A 17,344-nucleotide genomic window follows, 5' to 3' on the forward strand; every position below is an offset into this window, starting at 1 on the left:
GGAAAGGTAGAAGTCGCGATTATGCTCAATACTGCATGGATTCTGCTATTATACTGGACGAATGGAGGCTGGCGCGTTACCCTTAGAGTAATGAATCGGAGCGGGGTGGAGAAGGTGGAGAAGGAATCGAAGAACGGCGTCGTAACGGGACATTTTTTGGAAAACGATTCTTATTGCATGGTGCGTCCTGCCGGAAGGGAGGATTGGCTGCTCGTTTATACGCTGGATGGTCAGGGTTTTTTTCGGACGCCTGCGGGAGAGAAATTATGCAAGGCGGGGGAGCTGGTACTGCTCCGCAAAAGGGTTCCTCATACGTATGGTACCGTAAAAGGAGATACGTGGAACTTTCTTTGGGTGCATTTCAATCGGCTCCCGGAGTTGTCTTTGCTTCCCGATGAAGAGGTGCTGCTCTGCCCGCTGCCTTCCAGCGAGCTGCAGCGAAGGGTGATCCGCATCTTTCGGTCGTTGCTGCATGACTCAAGGGCGCAAGGCGGATTCTGGGAGGAGCTATGCGATAATCAGCTAAGTGCCTTAATCCTGCTAATGGCCGGGCAGCTAGCGGACAAGCTGGATTACCGCGTCAGCCAGGTGATGCGGATTTTATCCGCGCAGATGCAGGAGCCGTTATCCATTAACGAGCTGGCTGCACGGGTAGGATTGTCCGCTTCCCGGCTGTCCCATCTGTTCAAATCGGAGACCGGACGCTCCATCGTGGATACGTTAAATAATATGCGTCTCGAGCAGGCGGTTCTGCTTATGCTGCAGGCCGGCCGGACGGCCGGGGAAGCAGCCTTCGACGTTGGCTTCCAGAGCTATAATCATTTTGCCGCCTTGTTCCGCAGGCGGTATGGCTGCGGTCCGGCGGAGTACAAGCGGAAGGCGGAATCTATGCCTATACCCGAGCCTTGAATTGACTTGGCGTCAGGCCGACAAATTTCTTGAACTGCCGCATGAAATGCGTCTCATGCTCGTACCCGCAGCTTGCCGCGATAGCCGATACGGAGAGGGTGCTGTTCTTGAGCAAATATTTGGCGAGCTCCAGCCTGCCATTAATCATATCGGTTACGACGGAGCAGCCGAAAATATCCTTATAGAGATGCTGGAAGTAAGACTTGCTCAGGTGCACGCGGTCAGCCAGCATCTCTACCGTTACATGGCTTTGCGGCGAGTTGTACAGCTCGTCCCGCAGCTCGGAGAACTGCCGGATATAACGGCCCGGCCGCTCGGGATGCTGGGAAAGCTCATGAAGATTGCTCAGCTTCATCAGAAGCGCCCGGATATCCGTATCCAGAATTTGATCCCTCAAATGCCCGCCTTGCTTTTGAACCCGGTGGAGCTCCATAATGCTTCTCGAGATCAGCATCGGGTCAACGGCAGGGACAGGAGTATCCAGCGGAAAGTTCAGTTCGGCAAGCAACCCCCTGAGCTCTTCTCCCCGGCAATGAAACCAGTCGTTAACGAAAGGCAGCTCAAACTGCATATACGAATGCGGCGTATCCGGCTGGAACAGGATAAACGAATCGCTGTCCACAAGAATACGCACGCCCCGTATGATTACCTCGGATTTCTTCTTGAACAGAACAAAAGCGTAATCCCCCGATCCGTTAGGCCGGATAATCGAAATTCCGTGAGGATGGACAAACCGGTAGCCGCAGCTGTCTAATCGGATGATCGTCAGCAGCTCCTTTCTTCAAAAAAAAGCACGATAGGTCAGTTTTTTCTCATTATAGTGAATTGTAGGCGCTTTCTCAATCCCATACAATCTCCTTATAGAACTATTTATTATCGTCCTGTGCGCGGGTGGGAGCTGAAGCAAGCATGACAATCACAGAATCTGTCAGTAAAAGGGAACGAGACGGCTGCAAGGGCTGCTCGGCCGATGTCAGAGTGACGGACGAGCAGATTGAGCGTCTGATCTCCAAGATCAAACCCGATGCCTGCGTTACGGACGAGCTGTACGCGCTGCGGCTCGCCGCATGCGAAGGCTGCGCAAGCATGGCTTACGATACGACCTGCATGCATTGCGGCTGTCTCGTACAAGTGCGAGCCAAGCTGAAGGATAAAGGATGCCCGCATCCGCATCAGGCGGTTCGGGCGTTATGGGAAGCAAGCCACTAGCAAAATGCTTACGAGGCAAGAACCATCATAAACAGTGATCCAGCTGTTTATGTAATCATTATTATTGGGAGGCTAACTACAAATGAACAAGGCAGTTGTCCATGCAGACTGGTCGATCGGCACGATTAACAAGAACATCTACGGCCATTTCGCCGAGCATCTTGGCAGATGTATTTATGAAGGCATGTGGGTAGGGGAAGATTCGGAAATTCCGAACACGGACGGTATCCGTAACGACGTGATCGAAGCGCTGCGCAATCTCAAGGTGCCTGTTCTGCGCTGGCCGGGCGGCTGTTTTGCCGACGAATATCACTGGAAAGACGGCATTGGTCCCCGCGAGACGCGCAAGAGAATGGTTAATACGCACTGGGGCGGCGTTGTGGAAAATAACCATTTCGGAACGCACGAGTTCTTCCGTCTATGCGAGCTGATTGACGCCGAGCCTTATATCTGCGGCAACGTGGGCAGCGGTTCGATTCAGGAAATGTCCGAATGGATGGAATACATGACGTTCGACGGCGATTCCCCGATGGCGAACCTGCGCCGTCAGAACGGCCGGGAAGAGCCTTGGAAGCTGAAATATTTTGGCGTGGGCAATGAGAACTGGGGCTGCGGCGGCGAGATGCTTCCGGAGCATTACGCGGATCTGTACCGCAACTTCCAGACGTATGTCCGCCAATACGGCGATAACAAGCTATACAAAATTGCCGGCGGCGCCAACTCGAGCGATTACCGCTGGACCGACGTGCTGATGAACAAAGCGGAGCGCTTTATGAGCGGTCTGAGCCTGCATCACTACACGGTTCCGGGAGAATGGGCCGACAAAGGCTCCGCAACGGAATTTGACGAGAACGACTGGTTCGTGACTATGAAAAAAGCCGAATATATGGATGAGCTTCTGACTCGCCACAGCACGGTAATGGATCGTTACGACCCGAACAAACGCGTTGGCTTGATCGTTGACGAGTGGGGTACTTGGTTTAACGTGGAGCCGGGCACCAACCCGGGCTTCCTGTACCAGCAGAACACGATGCGCGACGCGCTTGTTGCGGCGATTAATCTGCATATTTTCCATAAGCATTGCGATCGCGTGCAGATGACTAATATTGCCCAAATGGTTAACGTTTTGCAGGCGGTGGTTCTGACGGAAGGGGACAAAATCCTGCTGACGCCTACGTACCATGTACTTGAAATGTACAACGTCCATCAGGATGCCGAGGCATTGGCGATTCATGGTCAATTCGGCAAAGTAAATGCCGACGGCAAAGAGCTGGATCAAGTTGGCGTTACCGCGTCCAAGAAGGATGGCGTTATCCATGTCAGCCTGTACAACCTGCATCCGTCCGAGCAGTCGGAGATCAGCCTTGAGCTACGCGGCGCCGAAGGCAGCTTCAACTGTACGGGCAGGCTGCTCGCAGCGGATGCGATTCAGGCCCATAACACCTTCGAGGAGCCTTCCAAGGTGAGCGTGAAGGCATTCTACGAAGCGAAGATCGAGAACGGCAAATTGAGCCTCAATCTGCCTGCTGCATCGGTAGTTACGCTTCGTTTGGAGCAATAAACGATTAGAGCCGATAAGTCCCTTTTGCGGGGCTTATCGGCTTTGTTTTTTTTTGCAGGGGTACAAGAGGTCTGAGGCATGACGCTTTCTAAGTTGGATTTCCTCCAGTTAAAAAATAGGTTCTTTTAATTGCACCTAGGCATCTACGCTGGATTTCATCCCGTGTAATCTCCTATTTAGAGGTTAGTTGGGAGAAGGGAGCTCATTATGATGCATTAAATCCAACGTAGATAAGGAAGTAATGTCAGATGCAGTAATTACGTTGGATGGAATCCAACGTGGGGTCCAAAAAGCGTTCAAACGGTGACGCTTTGCTGAAGGTTAAGGTCCCCAAGGGACCTTAACCACCCGGAACAAGCAGCAAAAAACGATCATACGGAACGTTCGTGGAAGCTTAAGGTCCCTAAGGGACCTTAAGGCAGTAAACTTAGCCGGCGTAGGTCGTGTTAAGGTCCCTTAGGGACCTTAACCATGTGGAGCAAGCAGCAAACAACGATCAAATGAAGCGTTTGAGGAAGCTTAAGGTCCCTAAGGGGCCTTAAGGCAGTAAAATTAGCCTGCGTTGATTGGGTTAAGGTCCCTGAGGGACCTTATTCATCCGGAACAAGCAGTCCACAGCCTGCAAAATTCCCCCAGTAAATGAATAAGACCCCGGCAGGGTCTTATTCAGCAATAGTAGAGTAATTTGAAGTGTAATAAGACCCTGGTAGGTTCTTATCTCCCTTCGTGCGTATCAAAACTGGCCTGATTAGAAGGCGGGCAGATGGAATAAGACCCTCGCAGGGGCTTATTCCGCCATAGTAGGGTAATTTGAAGTGTGATAAGACCCTTGCAGGGTCTTATTCGCCAGCGCGAGTGACGAAACTGATCCATTAAAGGTACTCGTAAAGAAATAAGACCCCAGCAGGGTCTTATTCATAACCAGTAGAGTAACTTCAGATAGAATAAGACCCCAGCAGGGTCTTATTCCTCCACATCAATCTGCTATCCTCGCAAATTGCTGCCCGTCGTAATCGTGCGGTCCTGAAAGTTCTCGACCGAGGCACCTTTCTCGTAGAAATGCGGGACGTTGTCCTGAATGCCCTGGCGCGTATAGAACGGATCATCGGCGGCCAGAGGGAAAGTGACTTTTTTCCCGGTGCTGGCGGATTTGTAGATGCCAAGAATCAGCTCCAGCGTCGCGCGGCCGCTATGTCCGTCAATCAACAACGATTCCCCGCCCTCGATCGCGGACAGAACGTTATGGATCTGTCCGACATGCCCTTCGTAGGCAACCTCCGGCAGGTTGTCGTAATAGGCTTGAATTTCAGCGGAGAGAGCCGTATTCGGAGTCGGGAAGCCGTTATCCATCGAGCTGGAAGTGACAAGCTTCCATGGCGCGGAGATCCGTGCTGCTTTGCCCTGGAAAATAAGCTGCTGCTCCTCGCCGTGGTGGACGACGGAGCTCGTAATTTGGCCAAGGCCGCCGCCGGCGAACTTTAGCATCGCAATCGACAGGTCTTCGACTTCCGCATTATCATGCGACGTATTGCTCATGAATGCCTGCAGCTCGGCTGGCCGGCCCATCATCCAGAGCAGCGCGTCGATATGATGGACGGCATGATTCAGCGTACAGCCGCCGCCTTCCTTCTCCCACGTGCCGCGCCACCACAGGTCATAGTAGCAGTGACCGCGCCACCAGAAGGAATCGATCTGCGAGTGGACAACCGGGCCAATCAGCCCGCTGTCGAGCACGGACTTCAGCTTCATCATCGGCGTGCGGAAGCGGTTCTGGGCTACAATCGACAGCAGCTTACCGCTTTCCTCAGCCGCCCGGTTCATGGCATCGCATTCTTCAAGCGAGGAGGCCATCGGCTTTTCGACCAGGACATGCTTGCCCGACTTCAGAAATTCTACGGCAATCTCGGCATGCGTATAAGGGGGCGTGCAGACGGAGACCAGATCGATATCCTGCCCCAGCAGCTGCTTGTAATCGCTGTACGCCTTCGCCTCCGTAAGTCCACACTGGGCAATACGGCTCTCGGCTTTGTCTACGTAAATATCCGTAACCGCAACAATCCGGCATCTGTCCGAAAATTTCTGATAGGCGTCGATATGGGCTCTACTGATAGCCCCGGATCCAATAATGGCGATTTTCAGCATCTTCATCTCTCCTATTCCATGCGAACCGCAAGATTTTGGGCTAATACGCTAAGCTCGGCAACCTTGAAAGCATGCTCTTGAGTCATGGCATTTTCCGTACGGTGGATGCAATCGAGAATAAGCTGACCGAAGAACGGATAGCCGACTTGGCCTTTTACCGAAAAATGAAACTCTCCCTCGTGGTTAGCCATATATACCTGATTGCCCTCGGTACTCTTGGCAAGATCCACATATTTGCGGACTTCGATATAACCGTCCGTGCCAAGAATAAGCGTCCGGCCGTCGCCCCAAGTGCTCAGCCCGTCAGGCGTCAGCCAGTCCACCCGGAAGTACGCCGCTGCACCGTTATCCCCCGTTAGCATAACGTCGCCGTAATCTTCAAGCTCCGGATAGTCCTTATGATGATAGTTGGCGATGCGAGACTGTACGACTTGCGCGTCCTTGGCTCCCGTATACGACAGGAACTGTTCGATTTGATGGCTGCCGATATCGCAAATAATGCCGCCGTATTTTTCCCGTTCGAAGAACCATTCCGGTCTGGATTGCGCATTCGTCCGATGCGGACCCCAGCCCATAACCTGCACAACCCGTCCGATCGCTCCTTGCTCGATCAGCTGGCCAGCGAATAAAGCTCCTTCGTTATGGAGTCTTTCGCCGTAATACACCATGTATTTGCGTCCGGTCTCCGCGGAAACCCGCTTGGCGTCTTCCAACTGCTCCAGCGTTGTGAGCGGAGCTTTGTCCGTAAAATAATCCTTACCCGCCCGCATCACCCGAAGGCCAAGCGCGCAGCGTTCCGAAGTAATAGCCGCGGAAGCAACCAGCTGAATACGGGAATCGGCGAAAATCTCTTCCTCCGAAGCGGCAACCTTCACCTGAGGGTAGGTCTTAACGAACCGGGCAACCTTGTCCGGATCCGAATCGTACACGTATACAAGCTCGCCGCCTGCTTCAATCAATCCGTTGCACATGCCGTAGACATGCCCGTGGTCCAGCGCGATCGCCGCAAATTGGAATTCCCCGGGCGTTACGACCGGATTCGGTCTGCCTTGCGGCGCATAATTCATGCCATCTGATTTATTCAAGCCAGAAACATCTCCTTTAGTGGAATTGCTTCTAGAATATATGGAAAAAGACATCCTTTGTCGCTCAATTTTGCGGTAAAGTGTTTATATCTTGCGGTTATCTTGAAAGGGCGGGAAAACGGATGGTTCAAGCAAAAAGATGGTTCGAATACGAGTATCGCAGAACGTCAACGGACTATTTCCGCGAGGTGTTTCATGCCCATTCCCAGATGGAGCTTACCTATGTGCATGAGGGCAGGGGACTGCTCATTATCGACGGGAAATCGTATTCGATTGAGCCCAATACGCTGCTTGTGTTCCCGCCGTTCCAGATGCACCGGATTCAGATTCAGGTAACGGAGGCGGAGCCTTTTATCCGCAGCGTGCTGCTCTTCGAACCGGCTGTGCTTCATGGGTATTTGAATGATTTTCCGAGTCTAAAAAGCTTCTTCCAGCGCTTAATGCTGCAGCAGGCAAATGTTCATCCAGTGAACGCAATGCCGGAGAGCGAGCCGTTTGTTGCTTTGCTCAGGCAGTTCAGCATAACGATGGGCGGCAAGAGAGAGGCAGATTTCGAGGAAAACATGGGCGTTTTCCTGCTCAGTCTTGTGCATCAGCTGAAGCAAAGCCCTGACGGTGAATCGGCTTATCTGAAGAGGCATAATCTTCATGTGGAAGAGATTATCGGGTGGATCGAGAAGCATTATATGGAGCCGTTCCGGCTGGAGGACCTGGCTGGCGAGCTTCATTTGTCGCCTTACCATGTGGCGCATCTGTTCAAGGAATCCACTGGCACGACGATTGTGGCTTATACCCAAGCGACGCGGATCCGGCATGCCTGCTCGCTGCTTCGCAAGACAACCTTGCCGCTATCGGAAATCGGCTATAGGGTAGGGATTGCGAACCCCTCGTATTTCAGTAAAATTTTCCGCCAGATCATGGGCGTGGCACCGCTGACGTATAGGCAGCATCTAATCAAATAATGAGGTGAAACGATGATTCTTTTTCAAGGGAAAGAGGTAGGTCTTCGCACGCTTGAACCGGAGGATGCGGGATTGCTGGTCCGCTGGCTGAGTGATCCGGCTGTGCTGGAGTATTACGAGGGCAGGGACAGGCCGCTTGACGCGGCATTGGTTCAGAAGCATTTTTACGAGGACCGGGAAGAAATCATGCCTTGCATTATTCAATATAAGGGCACCGATATCGGCTATCTGCAATTTTATGAGATTGGGGAAGAGGAAAGGGAGATTTACGGACTCTCGAATGAATCAGGCAGCCTCTACGGGATGGATCAGTTTATTGGCGAGACTCGTTATTGGAACATGGGAATTGGTTCGGAGCTCATTAAGGAAACGGTTCAATATTTGATCAAGGAACGGGGAGCGCGGAAGATCGTCATGGACCCGCAGGCCTGGAATACAAGAGCGTTAAGAGTGTATGAGAAGTGCGGCTTCAAGAAGGTGAAGCTGATGGAGAAACATGAATGGCATGAGGGGGAATACCGGGATTGCTGGCTGATCGCGTATGACGCGGGGGAGGCGCTGTCAAATGACCTGCTATGACCACATAGCTCTGCGGGGTTTCACACACATAAGAATTGATTGTCAAAACTAGTCATTTCAATTATTTCCCAATATCGCGATTGAGAATCATTATTGACATCTACCCTCTAAGTACGTAATATTGAATGTGGAAAGTTTATTGATAACGTTTCTCATTTGATATCGGGGTGGATTAATGAAGTTTAAATTAACTGTTCTCATTTTCATTTGTATGCTTCTATTGCCATTCGGTGTATTCGCAGATCAAGCATCTGATGCATTAACGGACGCTAATAATCATGTTGTAAAGGCTGCAGAATCGGCCAAGCAAAATGATTTTGTTCTTGCCAAGCAGCAATATGACCAATTTAACAAAAGCTGGTACGTCTTTGAACAGGATATAAAATCCAAATCTAAAGGCGCCTATCGCAGTATTGAAGAAACAATGGGCGAAGTTCAATATGCCTTTGCCAAGAATCCGGTTTCTAAAGATCAAGTCGTTCAAAGCCTTAACAAACTAATAAACATCAATCAAAAAGTTATAACTGGCGATTTTTCTTCCTTTACAGAGCCTGTCTCTTCCGGAAATGCAACGATTAAAGATATCCTCCAACTGCTCGACCAAGCGAATGCGGCTCTAGCCCAAAATGATGTGGAGACGGCGAAAGCCAAGATCGAGGCGTTTCGTAATTCATGGCTGGATGTCGAGGGTATCGTCCTCACGCAGTCCTCTAAAATTTATGGGGATGCGGAACGAGATATGGTATCCTCGTACGCCTTGCTTACTTCAAATCCTCCCCAAATCGCGAAGTCCGCACAGACACTGAAGGACATGCGCGATTATCTGGCACCGCTGGCCAATAAAACCGGCTACGGGATGATTGATGTCATCACGATCCTGCTTCGCGAAGGACTTGAGGCACTCCTGGTAATCGTCGCTCTTCTTGGATTCTTGAAGAAATCAGGCCATGGAGAGAAAAAGAACTGGATCTGGTATGGTCTAGGGGCAGGCGCACTGGTTAGTGTTATTCTAGGCATCGTTGTCCAGCAACTGTTCGCTAAGGGTACATTTGGCAATAATAACTTCTTGATCGCTGGCTGTACCGGACTATTTGCTGCGGTAATGCTTATTTATATGAGCTATTGGCTGCACAGCAAATCAAGCCTTTCCAACTGGAGAGCTTATATTAATGGCAAAAGCACCAAGGCGCTTGCTTCCGGAAGCCTATGGTCGCTTGCCATTCTCTCCTTCCTTGCTGTCTTTCGAGAGGGAACGGAAACGGTGCTCTTCTTTATCGGCATGGCTTCCTCCATTAGCCTGATCAGTTTATTATCGGGTATTGCAATCGGGCTCTTGATTTTGATTGTTGTTGCCTTCTTGATTATAAAAGTTGGCGTGAAAATTCCGATGAGACCTTTTTTCCTCGTCTCCAGCATTCTAGTATTTTATTTATGCTTCAAGTTTCTTGGCATGGGAATCCACGGACTGCAATTAGCAGGCGTATTGAAAGCTACGCACTCGGACAGTCTCCCGGTGGCCGATGTATTTGGTCTGTATCCAACTTGGGAAAATATCATTCCTCAAGGTATCCTTCTGCTGGCTGCAATCCTTGTCGTTGTCTATAAACGAGTAAAAGAGTTAAAGATTCAACAGCAGACAAATATAAATCATATTTAATCGGGGGTTATTCATTTGAAAACATTAAAAGGGTTAACAGTACTAGTAAGTTTGGTTCTTGTTCTTGCAGCATGTTCGTCGAATTCGTCGAATTCGAGTTCGACCGCAGACGGCGCAAAGAAAATGCAGGATACTTTAACGGATATGCAGAAGAACGTGGATGCGAACGATGCCGCAAAAGCAGCAAAGAACGCTGAAGAGCTTGAGTCGAATTGGGAGAAGTTTGAAGACGATGTAAAGGCTAAGCAAGCCGATGTATACGGCAAAGTTGAAGATCCATTGGGCGCGATTCAAACCGGAGTTAAAGAAACTCCGCTGGACCAAGCCGTGCTTAAAGAACAAATCGTCAAATTAAATGACGCCCTTAAAGAAATTAAATAATCAAAAAGGAGCCGGTTCCCGGCTCCTTTTTGAACGTAATGGCTATAAATCTCCCCGTTTCAATAGTCCATTATGCGCAAACGGTTGCTCATATTTTTGCCGATTCTGTCGAATAGTAAATTTCTTCTAGCCTATCATTGACTGTAAAGCGTTTTCATAATAGGATGAGGGTAATGAACTTAAGCTGATAAATGCCTAACTTAAGGGCAATGCCTTCCGGTTTTTACTGCAAAAGCCGGAACAACCCCGCTATCTCTTCTAACCCAAGGGATAGCTTTTTTTATCGGCGGAAAGGAGCTTTTTGCGTCTTGTTGTGCAATCGTTTGCCCAATTCGAATGTACTAGGGAGGATTACGCGCATATGATGAAGCATGTAAGGAACAGAAAACAGACAAGAGTATGGTCGCTGCTGCTGGTGATCATGATGGTTATTCAGGTGGTGGGGCTGATGCCCAAGCAGGTTCAAGCAAGCGCTGTCAGCGGAACCTATGCGGAGGCTGGCACGATTCATTTTGTTCTGCCGAAATCGTCGGTCAGCATTACGGCCAAAGGCGATTTCAACAGCTGGGGCGATCCGGCCGTAAAGCTGACCGATGAGGACGGGGACGGTACTTACACGGCAGAGGTAACGGGCGATGCGCCAAGCAAGGCTTACGGCTACAAGTTTCTGGTGAACGGCAACTGGCTGGACGATCCGAATCTGAGCGTGACTTCGGATGAGAACAGCAAGATTCATCTGAGCTATACGCCGCATTTCAAGGTGGCGGGAAGCTTTGATGCGAATGCTTTTGCCGACCAACATGAAATGGTGCTCAGTGAGGGCAATTATACGTTTGCGGCAGAATCGCGTGCGGACGGGACTTATACGTATAAATTTATTTCGGCGGCTGACGGGCTGCCAAGCATTTGGTTCCAGGATCCTGCGAATTCGGAAACGTCGAACGGAAACAGTAAAATTCTCGTTGGCGAGCCGCCGGCCAATGCTCCGGTTGCGGATGTATTCGTGAACCAGCCAGGTGGCAGCGCCAAATGGGTGGTTGCCGGTTCCTTCCAAGGGTGGAATAACGCTTCGGCGGATACGCTTATGAGGCATCTCGTCGGCGAGTTTTACGCTTATTCGACCGTGCTGGACGCGGGTCATTACGAGTTCAAGCTGGTCCGACAAGGTACATGGGACGGTTACTCGGATAACGGAAATAACTTTGCTTTTGATCTGGCGGCTCAATCGAAGGTGAATTTCTATGTCAACGACGAGCTTGGAAAAGTCCGGATCAGCGTGCCGGGAGCAAGCGGCATTCCGCAATATACGCCGGCTCTTGGCGCAGCAGACTGGCCGAGGCTAGTTGGCGACATTCAGACGCAGTTCGGAGAAGGCGCTTGGGCGCCTGATCAAGCAAAGCAGCTCTTTGTCGATTACAACTTCGATGGCTCGGTCTATAAGCTGCAGCGTTCGCTGCCGGCAGGCCGGTACGAGATGAAGGTTGTTCAGGGCGACAATTGGTCGGCGAATAATTACGGATCGGGCAACGACAATTTTATTCTGACGACACTGGATCCGGCCGATATCACGTTCAGCACCGTGCCTGCGGAGCGGACGATCGTGACGAATTACAAGCCGGCGGACAGCCAGTTTGACGGGATGATCAAGCGCGACAAGCTGCTGTTTGATTCCCGGTCGGTTACTTACAAGAAGCCGTTTGGCGCGATAAAAGAAGGAGTCGAGGATGTCACGCTCCGCATTGCGACGGAAGCGGGCGACGCGCAGGTCGTTCGCGTGGAGCTGAGCAATCCGGAAGGTCTCGCTTCCGCGTTTGATATGCACAAAGCGACTTCCTTTGACGACAAGGATTATTGGGAAGTGACGATCCCGGGCTCGACGTTCAAGGGCATCGGGGTATGGGGGTATAAATTTATCCTGATCGACGGAACGGCGAAGGTGGAATACGGCGACGACGGTTCGCGCGGCGGTACCGGCACAACGGCGGATGAAGGCGTGCTGCCTTACGATCTGACCGTTTACGATAAAGATTTTACGACGCCGGATTGGATGAAAAATGCCGTTGTCTATCAGATCTTCCCTGACCGCTTCTATGACGGCAACAAGGACAATAACCGGGCGAAGACGGAGGACGGCTACCGCGGGCCTGCAGATGGGGATGCCGCAACGGCCGGCGTGACTTCGAAGGGCGGCTATGAGCTGCAATATTTTGACGGCGGAGTGGCCAATGATCCAACGCCGGATCAGGTGGACGGAACATGGTCGACCGTACCGGAAAATCCGGACCGGATCTCGCCGGAGCAGAAGCCTTACTTCCCGGATGCGAAATCCGACGGCGTATGGACCAACGAGTTCTACGGCGGCGATATCCAAGGGGCTTCGCAGAAGCTGGAGTACCTGAAGTCCATTGGCGTAAACGTCATCTACTTCAACCCGGTTGCCTGGGCAGGCTCGAACCATAAATACGATGCAACCGACTACGAGCATCTGGATCCGATGTTTGGCGAGCCGGTGTACAATACGCCTGGCGATCCAAGCTCCGGGCTGGATTACGAAGCGACGAGGGTAGCTTCCGACCGCGTTTTCACCGAATTCGCGAAAAAAGCCCATCAGATGGGGATTATGCTCATTGTTGACGGCGTGTTTAACCATGTCGGGGACGATTCGATTTATTTTGACCGCTATGAGAAATACCCGGAGATCGGAGCTTACGAGTTCTGGGCAAAGGTGTACGACAAGGTGAATGACAATGGCTTAGAGCTTGATGCAGCGAAGCAGCAGGTTATTGATTCCTTTACCTCTCAGATCAACCCGGCTACGGGCAAGCATTATGCTTATCCGGAAGATTTCGATTTTACAACCTGGTTTACGGTTACGAATGAAAAGGTAGACGGCCATTACAAGTACGAAGGCTGGTGGGGCTACGATTCCTTGCCTGTTATCGATGCGCCGACGCCTGCCGCAGGCGATACCGAAGGCCTTCCGGGCAACCATGAATGGAACGTTCAAGGTTACCGCGATCTCGTTATCGGCCATAATCTGACGGGCAAGACGGATGAAGAAGCTTCCGCGATGATGCAGGAGGCGAACTCGCAGCGCTGGGGCTGGATGGGGGCAAACGGATGGCGTCTCGACGTTGCGCCGGATGTATCCGCGGGCACTTGGCAGAAGTTTCGCGAAGCGGTGAAGTCGACGGAAGGCCGCAAGGACAGCAATGGCGAGACCATTCCGGAGCCGATTATTCTTGGCGAAGAGTGGGGAGTAGCTACGCGGTTCCTGCTTGGGGACCAATTCGATTCGGTGATGAACTACCGCTTCCGCGGCGCGCTGCAAAGCTTTATTCTTGGCGGCAACGCCCAGCAATTTAACGATGCGCTGGAGTCGATCCGCGAGGATTATCCGGCCGAGGCTTGGGAAGTGATGCTCAACCTGGTCGATTCCCATGATACGATCCGTTCGATTACGAAATACGATAAGCCGGAATGGGAAGAGGAGCATTTGGCGATCGCGCCGGAAGCTTCGGATAACGCGCTGAAGATGCAGGCGCTGACGGCGATCTTCCAAATGGGTTATCCGGGCGCTCCAACGATTTACTACGGGGATGAGGTTGGTCTTACGGGTACGAAAGATCCCGACTCCCGCCGTACGTTCCCTTGGGAGCGCGTATCGGAATCCGGTGGAGAGTATACCGGGGTTGGAAAATATGCGTCTCTGTTCGATACGTATCAGAAGGCAGGCACCGTGCGCGATAACAATGAAGTTTTCCGTACAGGGGAGCTGAAGACGGCTTATAATACGGGCGATGTCATTGCCTATGCACGGAAAACAGGCAGCCAAGGTGGCCTTGTCGTGGTGAACCGGGGCTCCTCGGATGTGTCCATTCAAGCGGATGTGGCAGGCTTCCTGCCTGAAGGACTGACGCTGAAAGACCAGCTTGGCAGCAATGCGGAAGCATCTGTTGCCGGCGGCAAAGTGACGCTGACGGTAAAAGCGATGACCGGTCTCATGATGACGTCGACGTCGGAGCTGGTTCAGGTTCCGCAGGTGCTCGATGTGCATGCGGCCGGCGGCAACGGGCAAGTGGCTTTGACCTGGAATGCGGTAGCCGGCGCTTCCGGCTATAACGTCTACCGCGCGGCGATTGAAGGCGGACAGCTGCAGCTGGTAGGACAGCCGGAAGATGCAAGCTGGACCGATACGAATGTCGTGAACGGCAAAAAATATTACTACACGGTGACGGCCGTGACGGAGGATGGAGAAAGCCCGCTCAGCGAATACGGCTCGGCAACGCCATCGTTCCCGGTCAGCAGCGTGGAAGTAACAAAGCAATCGGAGGAAGTAACGCTTGGCGTTGGCCATAAGACCTCCGACATTGAAGTAACGATTGATATTCCCGGCCTGACGGACAACGCGGCTTATGCGGGCAAAGAAGCGCCAAACGTCATTGGACGCCTTGCGTTCTATAAAGAGGGCGCTGGCAAAGCAGCGTCTGAAGATACCAAGCTTCGCTATAAGTCCGATACGGAAGACGGAAAGAAGGTATACTGGGCTGCTTTTGAACCAACGGAAGCGGGAACGTATCATTATTTTGCCAAAATATCTACGGATAACGGCGAGTCGTTTGCCGAATCGGCTGAGGCAGCGGTGCTGGTTCAGGCGGACAGCTCGGATACGGTGGCTCCGAAGGCTCCCGTGCTTGCGGAGATTGCTGTAGAATCCAACCGCGTGCTGTTGAACTGGACGGAGGATCCCGAGGAAACCACGGTGGATCATTACGAGATTTTCCGCAAGACGGCAAACTCGGGATATTTGAAAATTGCTTCGGCAGCCAAAACAGCGTTGTCCTATGTGGACTTTACGGTCAGCAACGATACCGCTTATACGTACAAGGTAGCTGCCGTAGACAGCGCATATAACCGGGCTTACTCGGGCGAACAATCGGTAACGCCAAAGCTTGTTATGGTCGATGTGAAGCTCCGCGTTCATTTGCCTAGCTATACGCCGGTTAAAGACGATATTTATTTGGCGGGCGATCTGAACGGCTGGAATTCGGCAGGCAACAAGCTGATCGTTCCAAGCGGCGCCACGACTCGCGATGTGGTCGAATACAGCTTCAAAATGATGGCAGGCAAGTCGATCCAGTACAAATATACCCGCGGCACCTGGGCGACGGAGGCATTTACCTCGCATGCCCGCCTGGCGAACGATACCGTGGATGCCGGTAACTATGCGTACTCCTCGACGGATACGAATATGAGGCTGACGATCAAGAACCAGGGCGGCAATACGATGGTTGTCGACGATTACGTCCTGCGCTGGGTGGATATGCCGATGATCTTGACGATGCCGCGTATCTCTTATGGCGATGATATCTCGTACGATACCAAGGAAGAGTCGTTTACGCTGCGTGCCAATGTGCCGTATGGCGTGGACTTTACGATCAACGATCAGCCGCTGGCTGACGGAGCAATGGATGCCTACGGCAATGTGTATGCGGAAAATATTCCGCTTGAGCCGGGCGAGAACCGCTTTAAGCTTCACATTGAACCAAGCGCCGAGACGCTGGCGCAGGATTGGTACACGGATAAAGGCCGCGCTTCGCAAGCGACCAAAACGATGGAGCTTGTGATTACAAGAGACGGCGGCGAGGGTAACGGCAACGGCAATGGAAACGGCAGCGGTGGCAACGGCGGCGGAGTGACGCCGGGCAGCTCTTCGGTGACGGTAACCGAACATCAGCTGAAGGATGCGGTGAAGCAAGCTGGCGGCAGCAAAGTAACCGTTGCGGTTGATGGAAAAACGGAAGTACTCCTGCCAGTAGGAACTGCTGAGCTGTTAGCCGGCAAACCGCTGGAGCTTAAGCAAGGTGATCTGACGCTGCTCATCCCAAGCGGGATGCTGCAAGAGCTGGTGAAGAAAGCGGGAGACTCTGCGTCGAGTGCTGCTTCGCATATTGTCCTGCAGCTTAAGCCGCTTGATGCAACGGCGGAGCAGGATTTGCTGAAAAAGGCTGCTGCGGCAGATGGTGCGGAGTTAAGCCCGGCTTCCGCCTTAGTTGATTTCCGCCTAGCGCTAGTGGATGGCAATGGCAAGGAAGCGGCGGTATTAAGCAAGTTTGACGAACCGCTGAAGCTGACATTCAAGCTGGATAGCGAAGCCAATAAGAAGTTGACCGGTATTTATTACGTGGCGGATAGCGGCAAGCTGGAATATGTCGGAGGAATGTTAAATGCAGACGGTACAATGACGGCAGATATTCAGCATTTCTCCAAATATGCGGCATTGGAGTATGCGAAGACTTTTGGAGATGTTCCGTTGACTCATTGGGCTTGGGAAATGATCAGGGAGCTGGCATCCAAGCATGTGATAACAGGCGTAACGGCCGACCGGTTTGAGCCGGAACGAAGCGTAACCCGTGCCGAATTTGCAGCGCTGCTTGTTCGGGCAATGAACCTGCAGGCGACCAAGCCGGCTGGCTTCGCGGATGTAGCAGCCAGCAGCTGGTATGCCGATAGCGTTGCAGCTGCGGCGGAAGCGGGCATTATTAAAGGGCGTACCGCTACAACCTTTGCGCCAAACGCAGTCATTACGCGCGAAGAGATGGCCGTTATGCTCAAGCGAGCGTACGAAGCGAAGAGCGGCAAGAAAATGGAAGACGGCGCGGAAGGCAACACCTTTACCGATTCCGCCGCTATCCATGACTGGGCGAAAACGTCTATTGATGCAGCCGTTAAGCTTGGCTTCATCAATGGCAAGGGCCAAGGCAAATTCGACCCGCAAGGCAACACTACCCGAGCCGAAAGCGCGAAGGTGATCTACAAGCTGCTAGGCTTGTAGAAGAAGGAAAGCTGTCCCATATGG

General features: G+C 52.0%; 11 protein-coding genes. 8 read left to right on the top strand and 3 right to left on the bottom strand.

All coding sequences use genetic code 11. The features are described from left to right. The first annotated feature begins 21 nt into the window (after positions 1–21). A complete protein-coding gene (locus WFJ73_RS14720; RefSeq protein ID WP_336773782.1) occupies positions 22–909 on the top strand; it encodes a helix-turn-helix domain-containing protein in 888 nt (295 codons plus the stop codon). Here WFJ73_RS14720 and WFJ73_RS14725 read toward each other — a convergent pair. Further along, positions 893–1,543 (bottom strand): helix-turn-helix transcriptional regulator, encoded by a 651-nt coding sequence (locus WFJ73_RS14725; protein ID WP_336773783.1) that lies wholly within the window; start codon positions 1,541–1,543, stop codon positions 893–895. The genes WFJ73_RS14720 and WFJ73_RS14725 overlap by 17 nt on opposite strands. A 275-nt stretch (positions 1,544–1,818) precedes the next feature. Between WFJ73_RS14725 and WFJ73_RS14730 the strand changes: the two genes are divergently transcribed. Together WFJ73_RS14730 and WFJ73_RS14735 are read left to right on the top strand one after the other, a co-directional pair. Further along, positions 1,819–2,118 (top strand): DUF6171 family protein, encoded by a 300-nt coding sequence (locus WFJ73_RS14730; protein ID WP_336773784.1) that lies wholly within the window; start codon positions 1,819–1,821, stop codon positions 2,116–2,118. A gap of 82 nt (positions 2,119–2,200) precedes the next feature. Next, complete coding sequence (locus WFJ73_RS14735; protein ID WP_336773785.1) at positions 2,201–3,679, top strand: alpha-N-arabinofuranosidase; 1,479 nt, start codon at positions 2,201–2,203, stop codon at positions 3,677–3,679. A gap of 984 nt (positions 3,680–4,663) precedes the next feature. On the opposite strand, the gene WFJ73_RS14740 is transcribed toward WFJ73_RS14735, so the two are convergent. Next, on the bottom strand, positions 4,664–5,821 hold the full coding sequence (locus WFJ73_RS14740; protein WP_336773786.1) for a Gfo/Idh/MocA family protein: 1,158 nt from the start codon (positions 5,819–5,821) through the stop codon (positions 4,664–4,666). An 11-nt stretch (positions 5,822–5,832) separates the two neighbouring features. Beyond that, a complete protein-coding gene (locus WFJ73_RS14745) occupies positions 5,833–6,906 on the bottom strand; it encodes a Gfo/Idh/MocA family protein (protein WP_336773787.1) in 1,074 nt (357 codons plus the stop codon). A gap of 122 nt (positions 6,907–7,028) precedes the next feature. On the opposite strand from WFJ73_RS14745, the gene WFJ73_RS14750 reads away from it, so the two are divergent. The 5 genes from WFJ73_RS14750 to WFJ73_RS14770 all read left to right on the top strand — a co-directional run bounded on the left by WFJ73_RS14750 (position 7,029) and on the right by WFJ73_RS14770 (position 17,320). Next, positions 7,029–7,868 (top strand): AraC family transcriptional regulator, encoded by an 840-nt coding sequence (locus WFJ73_RS14750; RefSeq protein ID WP_336773788.1) that lies wholly within the window; start codon positions 7,029–7,031, stop codon positions 7,866–7,868. A 12-nt stretch (positions 7,869–7,880) separates the two neighbouring features. Beyond that, the gene (locus WFJ73_RS14755) at positions 7,881–8,447 is read left to right on the top strand and encodes a GNAT family N-acetyltransferase (RefSeq protein WP_336773789.1); all 567 of its coding nucleotides are present in this window, start codon (positions 7,881–7,883) and stop codon (positions 8,445–8,447) included. 175 nt (positions 8,448–8,622) lie between these two features. After that, positions 8,623–10,104: an FTR1 family iron permease gene (locus WFJ73_RS14760; RefSeq protein ID WP_336773790.1), complete on the top strand. Its 1,482-nt coding sequence runs from the start codon at positions 8,623–8,625 to the stop codon at positions 10,102–10,104. A gap of 15 nt (positions 10,105–10,119) precedes the next feature. Further along, positions 10,120–10,485: a hypothetical protein gene (locus WFJ73_RS14765; protein WP_336773791.1), complete on the top strand. Its 366-nt coding sequence runs from the start codon at positions 10,120–10,122 to the stop codon at positions 10,483–10,485. A gap of 361 nt (positions 10,486–10,846) precedes the next feature. After that, complete coding sequence (locus WFJ73_RS14770; RefSeq protein ID WP_336773792.1) at positions 10,847–17,320, top strand: alpha-amylase family glycosyl hydrolase; 6,474 nt, start codon at positions 10,847–10,849, stop codon at positions 17,318–17,320. Positions 17,321–17,344 lie beyond the last annotated feature (24 nt).

It is taken from the genome of Paenibacillus sp. MMO-58, from assembly GCF_037146255.1.
In the GTDB taxonomy this organism is placed as follows: domain Bacteria; phylum Bacillota; class Bacilli; order Paenibacillales; family Paenibacillaceae; genus Pristimantibacillus.

What these genes read in the sequence shown, in the direction of transcription:
- WFJ73_RS14720 (WP_336773782.1), top strand. Translation starts at nt 22, where the DNA reads ATGCTCAATACTGCATGGATTCTGCTATTATACTGGACGAATGGAGGC.
- WFJ73_RS14730 (WP_336773784.1), top strand. Translation starts at nt 1,819, where the DNA reads ATGACAATCACAGAATCTGTCAGTAAAAGGGAACGAGACGGCTGCAAG.
- WFJ73_RS14735 (WP_336773785.1), top strand. Translation starts at nt 2,201, where the DNA reads ATGAACAAGGCAGTTGTCCATGCAGACTGGTCGATCGGCACGATTAAC.
- WFJ73_RS14740 (WP_336773786.1), bottom strand. Translation starts at nt 5,821, where the DNA reads ATGCTGAAAATCGCCATTATTGGATCCGGGGCTATCAGTAGAGCCCAT.
- WFJ73_RS14750 (WP_336773788.1), top strand. Translation starts at nt 7,029, where the DNA reads ATGGTTCAAGCAAAAAGATGGTTCGAATACGAGTATCGCAGAACGTCA.
- WFJ73_RS14755 (WP_336773789.1), top strand. Translation starts at nt 7,881, where the DNA reads ATGATTCTTTTTCAAGGGAAAGAGGTAGGTCTTCGCACGCTTGAACCG.
- WFJ73_RS14760 (WP_336773790.1), top strand. Translation starts at nt 8,623, where the DNA reads ATGAAGTTTAAATTAACTGTTCTCATTTTCATTTGTATGCTTCTATTG.
- WFJ73_RS14770 (WP_336773792.1), top strand. Translation starts at nt 10,847, where the DNA reads ATGATGAAGCATGTAAGGAACAGAAAACAGACAAGAGTATGGTCGCTG.